Below are 18,919 nucleotides of genomic sequence, written 5' to 3' on the forward strand. Positions count from 1 at the left end.
TGCTGCAGGTCGCTCTGGGAGACATCTTGATTGCTCATCTTCTTGTTCTTTCCTGGCGTTAGGCCGCTGCCCCGCTCGTCGGACCCCGAACACCGCGACCGCGGTGACGCCACGGGGCCCTCCCGAGGCATGTGTGATGGGTGCGGCGGGCCGTGTAGCACGCACCCTGGCCACCGGGCAAGGCGCCGCCGGCCCCGCCTACCCGGCGGTCTCACACCCGTAAACGCACTCGCTTTCGTCCACGAAAGCCCTCGGGCAGCCCCGGGCCTGGCGCCCGGACGCGTGAGCCTGCTCGTTTCGCCCCGCGACTCCGCAGCCGTCGCCGTCCTGGTCCAACCCGCGAGGCGTGGCGGTCCGCGTCTCACGCGATCGGACGGCCCTGTCCCTGCTCTCCAGGCCAACAGCGCTGATCGCGCAGCCACCCCTGTGATATGAGCGCCTTGTCGATGTCTCGTCGCCCGCTCCTCGCCCTCGCGTTCGCTCTCGGCGCCCTCGGCGGTTGCTTCCTCACCCCGAACCCGCCGCCGTCGTTCCGCTACAACTGCTCGGCCGACAGCGACTGCCGGGTGCTGTCCTGCCGCGGCGACCTGGTGTTGATCCCCGACGCTGAGGCCGCCGGCATGGTGCTGGCGGAGGACTGCGACGAGGTGCCCGAGGCCGACAAGAGCAAGTACTACGAGGCCCGCCAGGCCTGCCTCGACGGCCTGTGCGAGTACCCGTGCGAGCTCAGCACCGACGTCTGCCCGGCCGAGAAGGGCTATAATCTCTGCTTCAACGGCACCTGCGCGACCGCCTGCGGCTTCGACGACGAGCGCTTCCCCGACCCTGACGCGACCTGCTCGAGCCCGCAGCGGTGCGTGCTGTACGGCGACGACATCGAGCTGGCGCTGATCGAGGATCTGCTCGGCGGCAGCGGCAGCGGTAGCGGCAGCGGCTTCCCGGGCGGCGGCGGCGGTGGCAGCAGCAGCGTCGAGGACCTCATCGGCACCGGCGTGTGCGGGATCCGCTGCGACGCCGAGGACGCGCGCGCCTGTCCTCCGGGACAGTACTGCAGCGGCGCCATGTGCCTGCCCGACTGCGCCCACGACGGCGCCACCCCGTGCGCCGACACGGCCGAGTGCTACGCCTTCGGCGGCTTCTCGACCTGCATCGCCAAGTGCGACCCGCTCGGCGAGAACACCTGCGAGAAGGGCGAGGTCTGCGTCAAGGGCCTGGGCCTGTGCCTGCCGACCTGCCTGGGCGAGGACCTGACCACCTGCCGCGACGGCTTCACGTGCAACGAGGACCTGGCGATCTGCGTCCCCGAGGATCTCCCGACCACCGACGGCGTCGACACCGACGTCAGCGACACGGAAGCGCCCACCAGCGAAACCGAGACCAGCGGATGACTCACCCACCGCTCCACCGCCCCGCGGGCCACGACGTCCCCCGCCGGCTCTGGGTCGCCGCCCTGGCGCTCAGCACCGCCTGCGCCACGACCACGGCCGACCTGCCCCAGCCCGACCACCGGCTGGCCTCGATCGGCAACGTCGGCACGCGCTCGAACTTCGAGATCCGCACGCTCTACGCCGCGCAGGACCCAGCCCCGCCGCCGGCCGACGACCGCTCGAGCAAGCGCCGCCGCCCGGTCACGCCGATCCTGTTCTACCTCGGCATCTCGATGGCCGTGGTCGCCGGCGTCGGCACGATCGCCACCAGCTTCGCCTCCTACGGTCTGCGCCGCAAGCTCGACGACAACTACTTCGAGAACGGCTTCGACTACGACGACTACGACCGCACGGTCGCGACCGGCAACCGCCTCAGCAAGGCCAGTTGGGGCCTCGGCCTCACCGCGGTCGCCTTCGCGGCGATGGCCCTGATCTCCTACAGCGTCGACTGGTCCCGCTGCGGCCCGCTCGCGCCCAAGCGCCGCCGCGACACCGCCCCGCGCGGCCGCTGCGAGGAGTTCCACCCCGATCACAAGAGCCCCGACGGGCCGCTGCTCGCCCCGGCCGCCCAGCCCGCGCCCGCCGGCCCCGGCCTCGCCCCGAGGCCCACCGACGCCCCCCAGAGCCCCGCCCCGGCGTCCCCCGCGGCCGAGGGCCCCGCCCCCGCGGCGCCCGGGAACTAGCCCCCGCGGCCATGTCCCCCGAGCCATCTGGCCCCAAGGACATGTCTGAACCGCCAGCGGCCGACCCGGCTGCGCGTTCGGACATGTCCTCCGGGACAGCGCCCGATGCGCCGCGGCCGGCTGCTTCGGACATGTCCTCCGAGACATCTGCCCAGGCGCCCGGCTCCGCGCCCCCGGACCCGCGCAGCCCCGCCGCGGACATGTCCTCGGGGACATATGATTCGCCTCCGCCCCCCGAACCCCCAGCATCGGAGGCGCGCATCCATGTCGCCGCGGACATGTCCTCCGGGACATTCGAGTCTTTTGAAAAGAACCTCTCGCCGCGGCTCGCGCTGGGCGGAGTGCTGGCGCTGATCGCCCTCGTCCATCTGCCGCTGCTCGGCTACCAGTTCGTCTACGACGACGGCTGGACTCTGGTCGCCAACGGCTTTCTGCGCGTACCGACCGACCTCGGCCTGCTGTTCTCGCCCGAGGCCGTCGCGCGCCATGTCCCCGACGCGTTCCGCCCCGGCCTCGTGGTGTTCGACCTGCTCGGCTACCAGCTGCTGGGCCTGTCGTCCGGCCTGCACCACGCCCTGTCGATCGGCCTCCACCTCGGCGTCTGCGCCGTGCTCGTCCGCTGGCTGCGCGCCCTCGGGGCGCCGTTCGATCTGGCCCTCGGGACAGCCGCGCTGTTCGGCCTGCTGGCGATCCACGCCGAGGCCGTCGCAGTCGTCTCCTACCGCGAAGATCTGCTGGCCGCCCTGCTCGGCCTCGCCGCCGCCCTCGCCGCCTCGCGCGGCCGCCTCGTCGGCGCGGCGCTCCTGTCCCTCGGGGCATGTTCGATGAAGCTCAGCGCCGGCGCGATCCCGGCGCTGTGGCTGCTCGCCGAGGGCCTCTCGCCGTGGCGCCCGCGCCCCTCTGCCGCGCACCTGGTCCGCGGCGTCCTCGCGCTCGGCCTCGGCGTCGCCGCGGTCCTCGCCTACACCTTCGCCCTCTACGGCGCCCTCGATCCATACGGCGCCGACAACCTGCGCGTCTACAGCCACCGCGTCGGCCTCGGCCCCGTGCTCGCCGCCTCCCTGCCGATCCACCTCGGCTACCTGCAGCAGATGCTGGTCCCGTTCGGCCTCTCGCCCGAGTACCCCGACCACGGCGCCGGCCTCCGCGATCCCGCCGTCGTGCTCGCCGGCGCCGCCCTGCTCGCGCTCGTCGGCTACGGCCTCGCCTGCGTCCGCCGCCGCCCGCTGATCGCCCTGGCGATCCTCGGCGCCTTCGCCCTCGCCCTGCCGACCAGCAACCTGTTCCCGATGCCCAACATGCGGGCCGACCGCTTCATGTACCTGCCGAGCGTCCCGGTGTGCCTCGGCCTGGTCGCGCTCCTGCTGGCCGCCGGTCGCTGGCTCTCCGGACATGTCCCCGAGGACATCAAGCTGATCGCCCGCGTCGCCCCGCTGGCCGCCGTCGTGGTCGTCCAGGGCTCGGTGCGCGTGGCCACGGCCGCGGTCTACCGCGACAACTCGCACCTGTGGGGCGTGGCCCGCGAGCGCGCCCCCGACTCGGCCCGCGCCCACGCGGTGCTCGGCGAGCTTATCGTCCGCAACGTCCCGGCCGACGCCCCGCGCGAGGACAAGGCCCTCGCGTTCGCCCGCGCCGAGGCTCACTGCCGCAACGCCGAGCGCCACGACCCCCGCTACGAACTGCCGCAGCTGTGCTTCGCTCGCCTGGCCGCGGCCCGCGAGGACTGGCCCGAGGCCTATCGCCGCTATCAGGCGGCCCTCGCAGTGAGCCCCGACCGCAACGCGGGGATCTTCGCCGGCCTCGCCGAAGTGAGCCTCGACCTGCCCGCGACGTCCGAGACGACGCGCACGGACCTGGCCCGCCGTCACCTCGCCGAGGGCCTGGCGAGCTACCCGTACAGCCCCGAACTGCACGCGACGGCCGGGCGGATCTTCCATCGCCTCGGCGACCCGGAGCAGGCCGCGGTCCACTACCGCCGCTCCCTCGACCTCGCCCCCGAGCGGCCCGAAGCCCTGCTCGCGAACGTCGAGCTCCTCCTCGACCTCGGACGTCCGGCCGACGCCACCGAACTCCTGCTCCGTGAAAAAACCGCCTGGCTCGCCGCCGATCCTGACGATCGGACCGCGCTTGTCGCGCGGCACCGCGACGCCTTGCGGCTGTTCGATCCTTCCACGATACTCTCAGCCGACCCCGTCGGAGTCTTCGCCCATGAGCCGTAAGTTCTTCTCCTTCCTGCTCCTCACGGCCCTCATGATCGCCGCCGGCAGCATGGCCTGTCTGCAAACCGTCGAAGAGTTCGACAAGCAAGACGAGACCGCCGGCGCGACCTAGCCGCTCCGACTGTCACGACACCTGGCGCTCGGGACAGGTCGCCTCCGCGACCTCCCGGGCGTCGAGTTTTTAAATGCTCCGAGGACCGCGACTTGCGCGGTCGAACCACGGGCCGGCACACGCGACCGAAGCTCCGCGAGCGGCGGAGGACGAGACTCACGCGCGTGGCGAGCGATGCTCCTTCGCGGGCGCGAACGACGAAGGCCGGGGCCCGCCTGTTTTGGCGGAGCTCCCCGGCCTGCTAGGCGACGGCGCTATCGCGGCTCACCACCCGTGGGCGGCGAACAGCCCCGGGCCCTGGACCGAGACCACCTCGCGGCGCTGCTCGTCGCGGTGGCAGTGGGCGGCGCAGCCGCAGGCGTCGAGGCGCATCCCGTGGCGCTCCGCCAGGCCCTTGAGGCCCTCGACCAGCGCGCCGGTCGCCTGGGCCGTCAGGCGCCAGCCGGTGCTGGTGGGGGCCGCGTCGCGGCTCTGGGCGGCCGGGGGCACGCCGTAGCGGCGCAGCACCGAGGTCATCGTGTCGGCGTCGAGCACCGTCGACAGCGCCCCGATCCGGGCCGGGGTGAGGCGGCCGGGCACGAAGTGGAGGTCGCGCAGCTCGGCCGCGGCGATGTGGCGGAGCAGCGGCTCGAAGTCGGGGCCGAACGGGCGGTCGTGCAGGCCCGCGAGCAGCGGTCCCAGGTGGACCGAGACCGGCACTCCGAGGCGGCGCAGGTACTGGGCCTGGAGCAACAGCGCCGGCGCGGCTTCCGCCTCGGCGCCCAGGAGGGCCCGCTGGATCTCCACCTTCTGGTGCGCGATCTCGTACGCCACCGACGCCTGGCAGTCCTTGGCCCGCAGGACCAGGGAGCGGGCCAGGGTGGCCGGGCTGCGGAGGATCACGCGGCGGCCGTGGGCAGTCAGCCAGCGCAGCGCCGGCTCGGCCCAGCTCGCGTCCTCGCGCCGCGCCAGGCGCAGGGTCACCACCGTGACGCGCTCGCCCCGCGCCTCGAACTCGCCGAGCAGGCCGGCCAGAGCCAGCTCCGGCGAGGCCGAGGGCACCGGGGCGCCGGCGCGGCTGCCGAGGATCACGTGCAGGCCGGTGCAGGACGACAGGACTTGCAGGGTGGTGAATCCGGAACTCATGGTCAGCTTGCTCGCCTGTTCAGTAAAGTGCGCCTGGCAAGCAGTGGGGTCAATGCAGCGCGTGATCTGGTTCAGATCAAGTGCCCCGCCACCGAGCCCTATGCCCATGTTTTACCGATAATTTTATGCAGTCTTTTCAAACACTTCCGTTCAAGGCGCGATTTTGAACCTCGCTGTCCGTGGCGACCGCCTTCGTCCTGGTCGGCGGCACTTGGGGCGTCGCCTTGGAAGGGGCGCCCGGGCTCGCCCCGGGCGTGTTCGCGCAGGCGACGAGATTCGCCGGTCACGGCAACGGGCCGATCCGCGCGCCGCGAGGACCGCACGAGCCCGTCACCGGCGCACTGGCAGGATCCGCGAGCCCGACCGCGGCATTGCATCACGCCGTGACTGTCCAGCAGGCAGCCGCGCACATGCTGGCGCACTCCATGCGGTCAGGCGACCACCGAAAGTGACTCCCTGTGTCAGGGCCGATGCCCACGCCAGCGAGTCGCATGGCTGCCCCTCGACCTCGCCGGCCTCGTCTTCGCCACGATCTTTCAGGGCGTCGAGTTTGTCCTGCCGATCCCGTCACTCGCGGCGGTGATGCATCGGCGTGCGGCGACCGCCGCGACCGCGAGTCCTCGACATCTGGTTCGACCCATTCCGGTGATCACGCAGCGCGGCCGTGCGCCGCGCGTAGTCGACGAAGCCGAGCAGCGCGCCACCCCGCGTGATGACGTCGCGGCGCTCCGCTGGTATGGGGACGGCCCGCCTGATGGATCCGCTCGAAGAGCCGCGAGTCACTCGCTTCTGGCCGTTCATGTTCGCCCTCTTCGTCGGGTCGTTCATGTCGGTGCTGAGCTCGAGCACCATCACCCTCGCCATCCCCGAGCTGCAGCGGTACTTCGGCGCCGAGCTCTCGCTGCTGCAGTGGACCCTGACCGGCTTCATGCTCGCCATGGGCACGACCGCCCCGCTCACCGGTTATCTCGGCGGCCGCTTCAGCTTCAAGTCGCTGTACGTCGCCAGCCTCGTCGGCTTCACCCTCGCCTCCGTGCTGTGCGGCATGGCCTGGGACGCGCGCTCCCTCGTCGCGTTTCGCTTCCTTCAGGGTGCGTTCAGCGGCGCCATCATGCCGGTGACCATGACCCTCATCTACCAGCTCCTGCCCCGCGAGCGGCAGGCGCTGGCGGCCAGCCTCTGGAGTTTGGCGGCCAGCTTGGCGCCCGCCTTCGGCCCCACCTTCGCCGGCTGGCTCATCACTCTCGGCGACTGGCGGTGGTTGTTCTTCATCAACGTCCCGCTCGGCGTCCTCGCAGTCGCGCTGGCCGGGCGGACCATCCCCTACTACCGCCTGCAGGTCCCGCAGGCGTTCGACCTGCCCGGGCTGCTCACGGTCATCGTCGGCACCCTGTCGCTGCTCATCGCCCTGAGCCAGGGCAGGGACTGGGGCTGGACGCACGCCAGCACCGTCTCCCTGCTCTTGCTCGGCACCCTGTCGCTGCTCGCCTTCGTCGTCCGCGAGCTGAGGACGCGTCATCCGCTGCTCGACCTGCGCGTCCTCGTCAATCGCCGCTATCTGGTCACTCTGATCGTAGCGATCATCATCACCATCAGCCTGTACTCCGGCGCCTTCCTCGTGCCCGTGTTCCTGCAGACGATCCAGGGCGTCACGCCGCTCGAGACCGGCCTCGTCCTGCTCCCCGCGTCTCTGGCGATGGCCCTCCTGATGCCCGTGGTCGGGCGCCTGTACGGCCCGCTCGGGCCGCGCGGGCTCATGACTGCCGGCGTCCTGATGATCGCCGGCGGCACCTACGCCCTGAGCCGCTTGACGCCGGAGATCTCCCAGACCTACGTGCTGGCGTGGATGCTGGTGCGCAACGTAGGCATCTCGCTGGCGATCATGCCGGCCAGCAACGCGGGGATGGAGGAGATCCCACGCGAGCAGATGGGCCACGCGTCCTCGATCAGCAACTGGCTGCGCAACGTGTTCGGGGCCTTTTCAATTGCCATCTTCACGGCGCTCCTGTCCGTCTTCTCGAGCCACGAGGCGGAGGCGCTCGTGCGCCAGGGAGTGACGGAGCGCGCGACCATCGAAAAGCTCTCGCTGGTCGCGGGCATCAACGACGTCTACCTGGTCGCCACGCTCGTCGCCCTCGTCGCCGTGCCGCTCAGCCTGGGCGTCCGCAAGCTCCGACCCTGAGAGCTGGAGGCCATCGAAGATCGGCACCGGCGATCTCGGACGCGAGGGTGAGCTACCGACGGTTCGAGGACCCCACGCGACCGGCCGGCGCGACCTCCGCCAACAGCGTCGAGCCCCTTCGCGTGGGGTTCACTCAGCTCCGCGCATTTGGCGCAATCCTCCCCACGAGCGAGATGCGGCGCGTCGCACCCGCCCTCGCGCATGAGGGTCCCACTGGCGGCGTGCGCGCCAAAAAACCCCCGCAAGAGGCTGCGCTGTCGCCTCCGTGGGCACTCGCCGCCACTCTGCGGCCCAGACACCCCGCAAAACAAAACAAAATCAATCACTTCCCATCCCCCCACCGCCCCCCGCCCCCGACCCGGCGCCCGATCTCCCTGCCCCCGTCCGCGACCTTGCGCAAAAGCGCGCATCATCGGCTTTCCACCATCTCGGGCCCCCCGTGTGGTAGAGGGGCGCAGCAGCACGCGATGCCCGAAGTGAAGGCAAGCAGCCCCTCTGTTCCGACGCCGCCGCGCCTTCAGGGGGCCATCTCCATCCGGGATGTCGACCCGGACGCGCTCAAGGTCGTCCGCAAGCTGGTGGCCGGAGGCCACGAGGCCTACCTGGTGGGCGGTTGCGTACGCGACCTGTTCCTCAAGCGGAGGCCGAAGGACTTCGACGTGGCGACCAGTGCCACCCCGGAGACCATCCGCAAGGCGTTCCGCAACTGCCGCATCATCGGCCGCCGCTTCAAGCTCGCGCACGTGTTCTTCGGCCCGAAGATCATCGAGACGAGCACCTTTCGGACCACGCCGATCACCGCCGAGGACGACCCGCTGATCACCCACGACAACGAGTGGGGCTCGGTCGAGGACGACGCGCGGCGGCGCGACTTCACCATCAACGGCCTCTTCTACGACACCGACGCCGACGCCATCGTCGACTTCGTCGACGGCCTGGCCGACCTCGAGCGCGGCGTCATCCGTACGATCGGCGACCCGCTGCTGCGCTTCCAGGAGGATCCTGTGCGCATGCTGCGGGCGGTCAAGTTCGCCGCGCGGCTCGACTTCACGATCGAGGAGGCCACCTGGCGGGCCCTGCTCGACACCGTGGGCCACATCGGCAAGTGCTCGCGCGCCCGCGTGCTCGAGGAGATCTACAAGCTCCTGCGCGGCGGCGCGGCGCGGCGCAGCTTCGAGCTGTTGCTCGAGTCGCGGCTGATGACGGAGCTCATGCCGAGCTACGTCGACCTCTACCGCAAGCTGAGCGCGAGCGGCCTCGCGGGTCCGGCCAGCAAGACGAAGCCCGGCGAGCCCTCGCGGGTGATGTGGAACCTGCTGGAGGCGCTCGACGAGTACACCAGCGCCACCAGCCAGGTCGCCAGCAACGGCGTCCTCCTCGCGGTGCTGTTCGCGCCGCTGCTCGACGAGCAGTGGCACACCGCCAGCCGCCAGGGCCTCGATCGCCTGATCGACGACCTCATGGGCCCGGTCTGCGTCAGCCTCGGCGTCGCCCGCCGCGACCGCGAGCTGGCGCGGCAGATCCTCATGGCCCACCGGCGCATGGTCGAGTCGCTCACCCGCAAGAAGCGGCGGCCCTCGCTGGTCCAGCGCCAGTACTTCCACGAAGCGCTGGTCTTCCTCGGCCTCACCGTCAAAGCCCGCGGCGGCGACGGCAGCGAGCTCGGGCACTGGCAGCGCCTCGCCGCCGTCACCCAGCCGATGCGCATCGAGTCGGAGGGCGACTTCGACAGCGGCCCGCGACGCAAACGGCGTCGCCGGACGCGCCCGGACGGCCGGCGTCACTCCGCCGAGTCGGGTTCGCCGTGACGCGGCGCGGCAAGGGCCCCCTCGACCCCGAGGCCCTGCTGCGACTGGGCACCAGCGAGCACTACGAAGACCCCGAGCTGTACGACTTCGAGTACCGCGACCACCGCCACGACGTCGCCTGGTACCGCGGCCTCGCGCGCGACCGCGGCCCGCGCCAGCGCGTCGTCGAGCTCGGCGCCGGCACCGGGCGGATCAGCCTGCCTCTGTGCCACGACGGCCACGGCGTCGTCGCCGTCGACCGCATGCCGACCATGCTCGACCACCTGCGGCGCAAGGCCCAGGGCGTCGCCAGCGACGTCGCCGCCCGCCTCGAACCTGTCCTCGGGGACATCACCGCGCTGCCGCTGCCCGACGCCGGCGCCGACCTCGTGTTCGCCCCCTTCAACGTCCTCATGCACCTGTACTCGTGGGAGGACCTGCTGCGCTGCTTCCGCGAGGCCGCGCGCGTGCTCGTGCCCGGCGGGCGGTTCGCCTTCGACGTCCTCCTGCCCGACCTCGAGTGGCTGACCTGGGACCCCGAGGAGCGCCACAGCGTCACCCACTTCACCCACCCGCGCACCGGCGCGGCCATGGTCTACTCGACCAATCACACCTACGACCCGCACACGCAGGTGTGCCACGTGCGGATCTTCTACGACGACGCCCCCAAGCGCCCCCGCGCCTTCAAGCCGCCGCCCGAGCCGGCGCAGGTCGTCCACCTCGCCCACCGCCAGATCTTCCCCGAAGAGCTGCGCCACCTCGTCGCCGCCGCCGGCCTCACCCTCGACAGCCTCGGCGGCAACTTCCGCGGCACCCGCCTCGCCCCCGGCGTCGACTCGCAGTGCGGCCTCTGCACCAAGCCCCAAGGACATGTCTGAAGCGACATGTCCTTGCGGGCATCCACGTCCTCGGCTTCGTCGATCCGCCTGGCGCCGCCCGCGCTATCCGTCGCGCCTGTCTTTTGGGCCAGCCGTCGCAACGCGGCCGGGCACACCCCGCGCAAATCCTCGCAGAACAATGTTCATATGACCCGCCCGACCCGCTCGGGCGACCCGCCCCTGGCGTGAGCCGCTGATGCCCGCGATCCGTCGCCTCTCGAATTTGCTCGGCGTCGACGACGCCCCGTTCGCGCGCGAGCACCGGGGGGACGTGGCGATCATCGGCACTGTCTGCACCTCGGGCCGGCTCGACGGCGTCCTGCGCGGCAAGGTCCGCCGCGACGGCGCCGACGCGGCCCGCAGGATCGCCGCCATGCTGCTGGGCTCGCCGTTCGCAGAGGCGGTCCAGGCGGTCGTCCTGCAGGGCATCGCCCTCGCCGGCTTCAACGTCGTCGACCTCGACGCGCTGCACGAGGCGATCGCTCGCCCGGTCCTCGTCGTCGCTCGCCGCCCGCCCGACCTCGTGAAGATCCGCGCCGCCCTGGAGCGCCTCCCCGGTGGATCCCGCAAGTGGAAGCTGATCCAGCGCGCCGGCGCGATGGAGCCGCTGGGCGGCGTATGGGTCCAGCGCAAGGGGCTCGCAGTCGCCGAGGCCGCCCTCTTGCTCGAGCGCTCGCGGGTTCACGGGGCTTTGCCCGAGCCGCTGCGGCTGGCCCACCTGATCGCTGGCGCTTTCGGGCGCGGGTACAGCAAGGGCCGGGCCTGAACACCCCTTGCGGACCTGCCTGAAAGGACAGGTGCAACCATTCACTCCAGCGGCGCGCGGCGACAGTTCGTGGCCGCAAAATTCCAAGGGACGCGCATTTCATTCGCCGCTTTTTGTCGGCGTTGCGATCGCAGGTCGGAGGCCGCCCGAGTCGTTGCAGCTCCCATGTTCCACGAACACCGATGCGTGGTCCAGACGCGGCTCGGCGAGTGCCCGAGTCGAGCGTGCGGCCTGACCTTGACGACATGTCCGACGAGTCGGACCGCGCGGATCCACGGCGCTCGAATCGGCCCTGTCACGGTGCTAGCCTCGAATCGTGCCGCCCAAGGTCATCTTCCTCGACATCGACGGCGTCATGAACAACATCGGCACGCGAGCGGAGCCGGAGCGTCCTGGCATGCTCGCGTGCCTCGATCCCGACAACGTCGCGGTGCTCAACCAGATCGTGCGAGCCACCGGCGCGGTGGTGGTGCTGTCGTCGTCGTGGCGCCTGTCGCTGCCGCTCGCCGAGCTGCGGGCCAGCTTCGCTGCGGCCGGCTGTGAGGCCCAGGTCGTCGGCATCACGCCGGACGTCGACGGTCCGCGGCGCGGCCGGGAGATCCGCGCGTGGCTCGACGCGCAGCCCGAACCCCCGACCCGCTACGTCGCCATCGACGACCAATTCGACATGCCCGAGCTGCCGGGACACCTGGTCAAGACCTGTCGCGTCCACGGCCTCACCACCCGCGAGCTCCCGCAAGTGCTCGCCCAGCTGGCCGACTGAGCCGCGGCGCAGGGCGAAGAACTCCGCGCCCCGCGAGTCGACGCAGCCCGCCTGGTCGTCGTCCGCGTCGTGCGGTATCCTCCGCCGCATGTTGAATTACCGCGAGGCCGTGCTGGCCGACATCCCGCGCCTGCAGGTGATCCGCGCCGCCGTCCGCGAGAACGTCCTGTCGAACCCCGGCCTCGTGACCGTCCCCGACTACGAGGAGCACATCCGCGGCCCCGGCAGGTCGTGGGTCGGCGAGGAGGACGGCCTCGTCCTCGGCTTCTCCTCCGCGCACCCGCAGCCCGGCTCGATCTGGGCGCTCTTCATCGACCCCGCCCACGAGCGCCGCGGTCTCGGCCGCGCCCTCCTGGACCGCGCAGTCGCCTGGCTGTGGTCGCACCCCGGGCTCGACGCCATCCAGCTCACCACCGCCGTCGGCACCCGCGCCGACGCGTTCTACCGCGCCGCCGGCTGGGCCGATGTCGGCCGCTCGCGCAGCGGCGAGGTGATCTTCCGCCTCCCGCGCGCCTGAACCGATCGAGGTGACCGAATAGACATGTCCTCGAAGACATGTCCATTCAGACAGCGGCGCCGTCAATCCTCGGTGTAGAGCCCGCTCCGCCCGAGCTTCTCCTCCGCCTCGGAGAAGCTGACGGTCAGCGGGTCGCTCAGGTTCGCATCGAAGTGATAGTTGTCCTGCAGGAAGCGCTCCTCGATCACGCGCGATTCCAGCTGGCGGATGTAGTCCTGGGCGATCTTCTTGGCCTGCAGGGCGCTCGCGGCGTCGCCTCGCGCCAGCAGCCGGTGCAGCTCCAGGCGCACGCCCGCGAGCCGGCCGACGGGGCCCATCAAGCGGAAGTTGCTCTCCACCCGCTCGACCGGGATGCTCGGCTGATTGAACGCGCGGGCGCGGGCGAGCTCGGCCGCCAGGCTCGGCCAGTAGCGCGTCGTGTAGAAGGCGCCGTCGTCGCGGTGGTACCACTCCTCGGAGCGGGCGATCGACGACGACACGGTGTTGTGGAGCTTCCACAGGAACAGCCGCAGCGACGGCCCGTCGCTCACCGAGCTCAGCTTGTCGTCGATGGACATGTTGAAGCTGGTCGCCTCGAGGTCGTGGCCGAGGAGCAGGTACTCCACCGGGTACATGTCGACCTCGCGGTTCTGCACCACGTAGGCGTTGAGGTGGTGCCGGCAGTACGGGCACGGGTACATCGTGGCGAACAGCTTGAAGAACTGCTTGAACACCGGGACCAGCCGCTGCTGCTCGGCCGCGGGCTTGTCACACGCGAGCTCCGCCACCGTGTGGAGGAAGCGCCACACCGCCGGACCGATGAAGTACGGGAAGCTGACCCGCATCTGCGCGTCGCGCACGTCGTTGCGGCCGACGTACACGTCGACGAAGCTGACGTACTGCGAGATGCTGCCCGAGTCCCGCCCGAACTCCGCCCGCTCGCGCCGCTTCTGCACCCCGTTCAAGTAATGGCGCGACAGCCACCAGCTCTGCAGGAGGCGCAGCTTCTCCGGCGGACTGCAGCCCGGGAACGCCGCGATCAGCTCCTTGCCGTAAACCGCGAACTCGCCCGCGTCGTGCATCCATTGGAACCACCCGTCCATCACCGGGTCGGTCGGCGCCTCGCAGGTGGCGACGTGGCTGGCGTTGCTGACCGAGAACGCGCTGAGGAGCTTCGGCATGAAGTCCTCGTACCAGTACCGGACCGGCATCATCGCGCCGTCGACCGTCTCCAGCGCGTTGTCGAGGATGACCCGGTGCCACCGGTCGAGGTAGGCCTTCGCATCGCCCGCCGCCTGCGCCTGCCCGGGCGCGAGCTCCTGCGCCAACTCCTCCGTGCGCAGTCGCCTCAGCTCGTTGAGGGCCAGCACGCCCTCGACCACGTCCCCCAGACCGAGCCGCTGCTTGCGCATGCTGATGGCGAACTCGACGCCCGCCGCGAACTTCTCGCGCGTGTTCTCCGACCGGCTGCGCGCCGCGACCATCGCCTCGTGCTCGGCCAGCATCTCCGCGGTCTTCGGCACGGTCTGCCAGTCGGCGATGCGCCGCTGCAGCCGCGCGTACTCGGCCTCGAGCGACTCGACCACCGCGTCGAGCGTCGGGTGGCACACCTCCTCGACCACGCCGAGCGCCTTGTACAGGCTCATCGCGGTGCGCACGAACGGCACGAACTCGGAGATCCGGTACGGCAGGTTGCGCACGCGCAGGTGCGTCTCGTGGTTGGCCGAGAAGCTCTCGCGGAAGCAGCGGTACGCGGCGCCCTGGATCAGGCGAAACAGACCGATCTGGAGCTGCAGGACGGAGGTCCCGCGGACCTTGCCCGCCTCCGAGCTGCGCGCGTTCTGCTCGCGCAAGCGGGCGATCTCGACCTCCACCGTGGCCTGCGGTTCGTCGGCCGCGGGCGCGGGCTCGGCCTCGGTCCGCTCGCGGGCGTCGACCTCGCCGGCGATCGCCGCCGCGGTCGCGCCGGCGCTGGCGAGCGGCGCCGCGGTCTCGAGCGCGCCCGAGGGCCGCGTCGGCACGGCCTGCGCGAGCTGGCAGAACTCGTCGAAGCCGATCGAGCCGTCCCCGTCGACGTCGACCTCCTTGATCATCTCGTCGAGCTCGCGCGCGCTCAGCCCGACCTGGCTCATGACGCCGCCCATCTCCTCGGCGGTGATCCGGCCGCTGCCGTCGCGGTCGAACACCGCGAACGCGAGCTCGAGCCGGCTCCGACGGTCGCCGTAACGCGCGAGCATCAGCGTCTTGAACTCGCCGAAGTCGATGTGGCCCGAGCCGTCGGTGTCGACCTCCTCGATGAGGCCGCGCACCTGCGCCTCCGTGGGACTCTGCCCCAGCGATCGCATCACGACCGCCAGCTCGGCGGGGGAGATCGCGCCGCTGCCGTCGGTGTCGAAGATACGGAAGGACTCCCAGAGCCTGTCGACGTCGCTCTTGTCGAGGGTGAGCTCTGCTGCCGATGAACCGCTGGCTGACATCGTCATCTCGCCCGCGACTATAGAACGCCGACCATTCCCCCTGAAGCAAAAACGGACGCGAGGGGACGCGCACGACGCTTCGAGATCGGGCCGCACGCCCGCCTCGGCGTCGGCCCTGCGGTGCCACCTACGGCACGGGAGCGGGCGGGCAGGCCCCGCGCGAATTAGGGGTGCGAGACCAGGGCGCGGCCGACGACGTCGGGGCGGGCCGCGGTCGGGAGCTCGATGCGATCGGGGGCGGGGCGCCTGGCCCGACGGCCCGCGGCGCCGCGTACGACACGGGAGCGGCCGGCAGGCCCCGCGACCCATGATGCGAGACTGGCCACGCTCACGCCGGGCCGCCGAGCGGCCGGTGACAACATCGCGCGGGTTGGCGGCGACGCGTCCGTCTCCCCAGCTGCTCCAACGGACATGTCCCTCAAGACATGTCCGCCATCACTCTCACATCGGCTTCGGCCCGGGCGCGTCGTCGAGCGCGTCGAGCAGCGAATCCCACTCCGCGTCGTCCGCCGCGGCCGCAGGCGCCTCGCCGCCGGGCACCGGCGCTACCGGAGGCGGCGCCGACGAAATCACGGGTGGAGCGACGCTCGGCGCCTGTGCCACCGGCGGCAGCAGCCCCGCGCCCTGACCCACCCGCGGCGGCGCCACCAAGGGCACCACCGGGACGACCGGAGCCGCCAACGGCCCGCTCGGCCTCGGCATCGTGGGCGCGACCGGAGCCGCGACCGGCCCGCTCGGCCTCGACACCGCCGGCGCGACCGGAGCGCTCCCAGCGGCAGCGGGACTCGCCGTCAGCACCGGCGGCACCGGTGCTCCCCCCACTGCGGGATTCGACGGCAGCAGGGGCGCCGTGGGAGCTCCTCCAGCCGTCCCGGCCAGCCCCGCTGCGGGCGCGCCCACGTGCGACCCGGACAGCGACGGCCCTGTCGGTCTCAGAATATCGGCAGCAGCGCTGGTCCCCGGCACGGCAGGAGCCGGGCTCTTCGCCGCCAGCGACGGGAGCCCCGGCGGCGGACGCAACGCCCCGCCTACCGGCAAGCCGCCCGCTCCGGCCGGCTTCGGCAGCGGCACCGAGAACGCCGGCGGCTTCCCCCCTGCTGCTGCGGGCGACGGCCCGGACGTGCGCCCTGCCCCGGAAAGCGACCCAGCCTGCGACGTCGACGGGGCTCCCAGGTGCCCGAACAACGACCCGACCGAGGGCGCCGCCCCAGTCGCCCGCGCCCCAGGAACCCCGGCCCCGACCGCCTCGACCGGCAGCACCGCCGGCCCCGCAGCGGGAGCGGCAGAGGATGCACCTGTCTGCTCCGCCCTGTCCTCTCGAACAGCCCCATAACTCGCGTCGCCCGCCTCCGCCTCGCGAACGACCTCGGCGCCCCTGTCCCCAAGGACAGCCTCACCACGGCCCGCGGCCGTCAAACCTCCAGCCGCCGTCTCGCGCACGGCCTCGGCCCCCCTGTCCCCAAGGACAGCCGCGCCGCGACCCGCGGCCGTCGAACCACCGACCGTCACCTCGCGCGCGACTTCCGTCGCCCCGTCGACCTTCCGAACGGCCTCGGACGACATGTCCCCAAGGACAGCCTCACTGCGACCCGCGGCCGTCGAACCCCCGACCGTCACCTCGCGCGCGACTTCCGTCGCCCCGCCGACCTTCCGAACGACCTCGGCCGACATGTCCCCAAGGACAGCCTCCGGCGCCCCGCCGACCTTCGCCCGCGCGACCTCGGCCCCCCTGTCCCCAAGGACAGCCTCGCCCGCCTTCGCCCGCGCGACCTCGCCCGCGCCTGCCGTCGCCGCCCGCTTCGCCTCGGCGCCGCCGGACCTGTCCTTCAAGCCACCCGAGGCCACGTCCTCGCGCCCGATCGCGACCTTGCTCACCGGCCGCCCCGCCGTCCGCGCCGGCGTGCTCGGAGCCCGCTGGGGCACCCGCCGCTCGGCCTTGGCCGCCCGTCGGGCCGCCCGTCGCTCCTCGCGCCGGACGTTCCGCTTCCCGCGCGGCTTCTCGGCCTCGCGCTCCGCCGATCGTTCCGCCTCGACCGCCGGCCCCTCCGGCAGCGCCAGCACCACCCCGCTCGGAGCCGCCGCGCTCGCCGGCCGCGCCTCGGCCGCGGCGCGTGTCGCGACCCTCGCCACATCCTCGCGCTTCACCCCGCCGGCCGGCTTGCCCGCGACCTGTCCCTTCGGACCTGCCCCCGGCGCCATGTCTTTGTCTTTTAAAAAGACATCCTTGCGATCGGCCGCCCGCGCCTCGAGCTTGCGCGCCCGCTTCTCGCTCGCCTTCGCCGCCGGCCGCAGCAGCCGGCGCGCCCGCTCGACCAGCGCCTGCGCCAGCTCGTCGGGCCCGGCCTCGAGCCCCCCCTCGGCGCCGCGCAGGGCCGACAGCGCCGTCTCCGACGCCCCCGCGCGCTGCTCGAGCAACGCGCGGGTCGCCAGCACCCGCGGCGTCGCCCCGAGCGCCGCCTGGGCCGCGTCGAGCAGCGCCCGCACCTCGTCGGCCCGCGGCTTCCCGGCCAGCAGCTGCGCCGCCGCCAGGTGCAGCTGGTCCCACGGTCCCAGCGCCTGCCGCTTCGCCAGCGCCTGCAGCAGGTCGCGCGCCTGCTCCGGCACGTCGGCGACCAGCAGCGCGTGCGCCTGCGTCGACACGATCCCCGCCGGCGGATCGCCCATCACCCCGGCCAGCCGCGCCGCCTCCGTCAGCGCCTTGGCCGACGCCCGCCCCTCGCCGCGCACCAGGTGCAGCCGCCCCTCCTGCAGGGCCGTCCACGCGAACGGCGCGAACCACCGCACCCGCCTTTGCTTGCGCAGCGCGTCGAGCAGCCCCTGCGCAGTGCTCGGCGTCGCCGCCAGCACCGCCCGCTCGAGCGGACCGAGCAGCCCGTGCACGATCACCGGGAACAGCGCGAACCACAGCACCGCCGCCGCGAGCAGCCCCCAGAACACCGGCCCGCGCGGCGCGAAGATCAGCGCCCCTGCGATCACCGCCATCGGCACGTAGATCCGCGCCGCCCCCGACGCGACCGGCCGCTTCGAGCGGAGCCACAGCGTGGCGGGCAGAGGGGTCCGCACGGGCTCGGGCGGGGCGGCAGAGTTCGGGGCAAGATCGCTCACGGAGGCCAATTCCAGGGCGAACTTGCCCCAACACCCCCGGCGTACGCAAGCGCGCGTCTCCCGTCCGTTTGCGCCATCGCCACGACGACGCTCGACCGGCCGTCCTCACGAACCTGGCGCGCCGCTCCTCGCACGACGCTCACCCGCACGAGCCATTCGCGCCCGCGGCCATCCACCAACCACTCACCGCGCGCAACGAGCCTCCGCGCCTCTCACTGCCGCCATCCTGCCGCGCAATCATCCGGCACCGCCCGCAACCAACCTCGCGCCTCTCCTACCGCCGCCACTCATCACGCCGCGCTCATCATCCCGCGCCGCTCCCGACCAACCTCCGTGCCTCTCATACCGCCACCCGTCATCACGCCGCTCCCGACCAACCTCCGCGCCGCTCATACACCGGCGGCGCCCGTCATTCGCGGCGACGACCTTCTCGTCGTCCACGCCGCGCGACATCACGGCGGCCCGCAGATGCTGCGTTTCTCGCTCCCGCCGCCCGACGAGCGGCACACCGTCCCCGGCCCCACGTGCGTGAAGCAATACGCCATCGGATCGGCGTCGAGGCGCGCCCCGTCCTCGCAGCTGACCCAGCAGCGCTTCGTCGTGTCATTCGTCAGCGGCGTGCAGACGTGGGCGATCCCCGGCATGCACTCGCCCTCGAACGCGCAACAGTCCTCGTCTCGCTCGCACGTGTGCGTGCAATAGCCGTCCTCGAACTGGGTCTCGCAGAAGACCTCCCCGAGCAGCGCGTGGTCGACGTCGCGGTAGCAGTCCGCCGCCTCCGCGCACAGCGACCCGGTCGGCTGTTCGGGCGGCTCCCCGCAGGCGAACCCGAGGATCGCCGCGCTCACGACCGCCGCCGTCATCGTGCTCATGAGCCATCGAAGCCTCGCGTCGTGCAT

Annotated in this window: 14 protein-coding genes; 10 read left to right on the top strand and 4 right to left on the bottom strand. The window is 72.1% G+C overall.

Going from position 1 to position 18,919, the window contains the following annotated elements; translation table 11 throughout:
* Positions 1–446 precede the first annotated feature (446 nt).
* The 4 genes from OV090_RS19630 to OV090_RS19645 all read left to right on the top strand — a co-directional run bounded on the left by OV090_RS19630 (position 447) and on the right by OV090_RS19645 (position 4,441).
* Entirely contained in the window at positions 447–1,388 is a 942-nt protein-coding gene (locus OV090_RS19630) for a hypothetical protein (RefSeq protein ID WP_267705356.1), read from the top strand.
* Positions 1,385–2,110 (top strand): hypothetical protein, encoded by a 726-nt coding sequence (locus OV090_RS19635; RefSeq protein ID WP_267705357.1) that lies wholly within the window; start codon positions 1,385–1,387, stop codon positions 2,108–2,110. Before OV090_RS19630 ends, OV090_RS19635 begins: the two co-directional genes overlap by 4 nt.
* A gap of 278 nt (positions 2,111–2,388) precedes the next feature.
* Complete coding sequence (locus tag OV090_RS19640; RefSeq protein ID WP_267705358.1) at positions 2,389–4,329, top strand: tetratricopeptide repeat protein; 1,941 nt, start codon at positions 2,389–2,391, stop codon at positions 4,327–4,329.
* Entirely contained in the window at positions 4,319–4,441 is a 123-nt protein-coding gene (locus OV090_RS19645) for a hypothetical protein (protein ID WP_267705359.1), read from the top strand. Before OV090_RS19640 ends, OV090_RS19645 begins: the two co-directional genes overlap by 11 nt.
* 264 nt (positions 4,442–4,705) lie before the next feature.
* On the opposite strand, the gene OV090_RS19650 is transcribed toward OV090_RS19645, so the two are convergent.
* Positions 4,706–5,566 (bottom strand): hypothetical protein, encoded by an 861-nt coding sequence (locus tag OV090_RS19650; RefSeq protein ID WP_267705360.1) that lies wholly within the window; start codon positions 5,564–5,566, stop codon positions 4,706–4,708.
* 754 nt (positions 5,567–6,320) lie between these two features.
* Here OV090_RS19650 and OV090_RS19655 point away from each other — a divergent pair.
* The 6 genes from OV090_RS19655 to OV090_RS19680 all read left to right on the top strand — a co-directional run bounded on the left by OV090_RS19655 (position 6,321) and on the right by OV090_RS19680 (position 12,459).
* Positions 6,321–7,748, top strand: coding sequence for a DHA2 family efflux MFS transporter permease subunit (locus OV090_RS19655; RefSeq protein WP_267705361.1), 1,428 nt, complete (start codon positions 6,321–6,323; stop codon positions 7,746–7,748).
* Positions 7,749–8,215: 467 nt separating this feature from the next.
* A complete protein-coding gene (gene pcnB / locus OV090_RS19660) occupies positions 8,216–9,556 on the top strand; it encodes a polynucleotide adenylyltransferase PcnB (protein WP_267705362.1) in 1,341 nt (446 codons plus the stop codon).
* A complete protein-coding gene (locus OV090_RS19665; protein WP_267705363.1) occupies positions 9,553–10,413 on the top strand; it encodes a class I SAM-dependent methyltransferase in 861 nt (286 codons plus the stop codon). The genes pcnB and OV090_RS19665 overlap by 4 nt, the downstream gene beginning before the upstream one ends.
* A 196-nt stretch (positions 10,414–10,609) precedes the next feature.
* Positions 10,610–11,179 carry a DUF99 family protein gene (locus OV090_RS19670; RefSeq protein ID WP_267705364.1) on the top strand — a complete coding sequence of 190 codons (570 nt, stop codon included), beginning with the start codon at positions 10,610–10,612 and terminating at the stop codon, positions 11,177–11,179.
* A gap of 316 nt (positions 11,180–11,495) precedes the next feature.
* Positions 11,496–11,942 (top strand): HAD domain-containing protein, encoded by a 447-nt coding sequence (locus OV090_RS19675; RefSeq protein ID WP_267705365.1) that lies wholly within the window; start codon positions 11,496–11,498, stop codon positions 11,940–11,942.
* An 88-nt stretch (positions 11,943–12,030) separates the two neighbouring features.
* Entirely contained in the window at positions 12,031–12,459 is a 429-nt protein-coding gene (locus tag OV090_RS19680) for a GNAT family N-acetyltransferase (protein ID WP_267705366.1), read from the top strand.
* 62 nt (positions 12,460–12,521) lie between these two features.
* On the opposite strand, the gene OV090_RS19685 is transcribed toward OV090_RS19680, so the two are convergent.
* The 3 genes from OV090_RS19685 to OV090_RS19695 form a co-directional block, all read right to left on the bottom strand.
* On the bottom strand, positions 12,522–14,921 hold the full coding sequence (locus OV090_RS19685; RefSeq protein WP_267705367.1) for an EF-hand domain-containing protein: 2,400 nt from the start codon (positions 14,919–14,921) through the stop codon (positions 12,522–12,524).
* Positions 14,922–15,356: 435 nt separating this feature from the next.
* On the bottom strand, positions 15,357–17,978 hold the full coding sequence (locus tag OV090_RS19690; protein ID WP_267705368.1) for a hypothetical protein: 2,622 nt from the start codon (positions 17,976–17,978) through the stop codon (positions 15,357–15,359).
* A gap of 494 nt (positions 17,979–18,472) precedes the next feature.
* Positions 18,473–18,892 carry a hypothetical protein gene (locus OV090_RS19695; RefSeq protein ID WP_267705369.1) on the bottom strand — a complete coding sequence of 140 codons (420 nt, stop codon included), beginning with the start codon at positions 18,890–18,892 and terminating at the stop codon, positions 18,473–18,475.
* Positions 18,893–18,919 lie beyond the last annotated feature (27 nt).

The sequence above is a fragment of the Nannocystis sp. RBIL2 genome (assembly GCF_026626745.1).
GTDB lineage: Bacteria > Myxococcota_A > Polyangia > Nannocystales > Nannocystaceae > Nannocystis.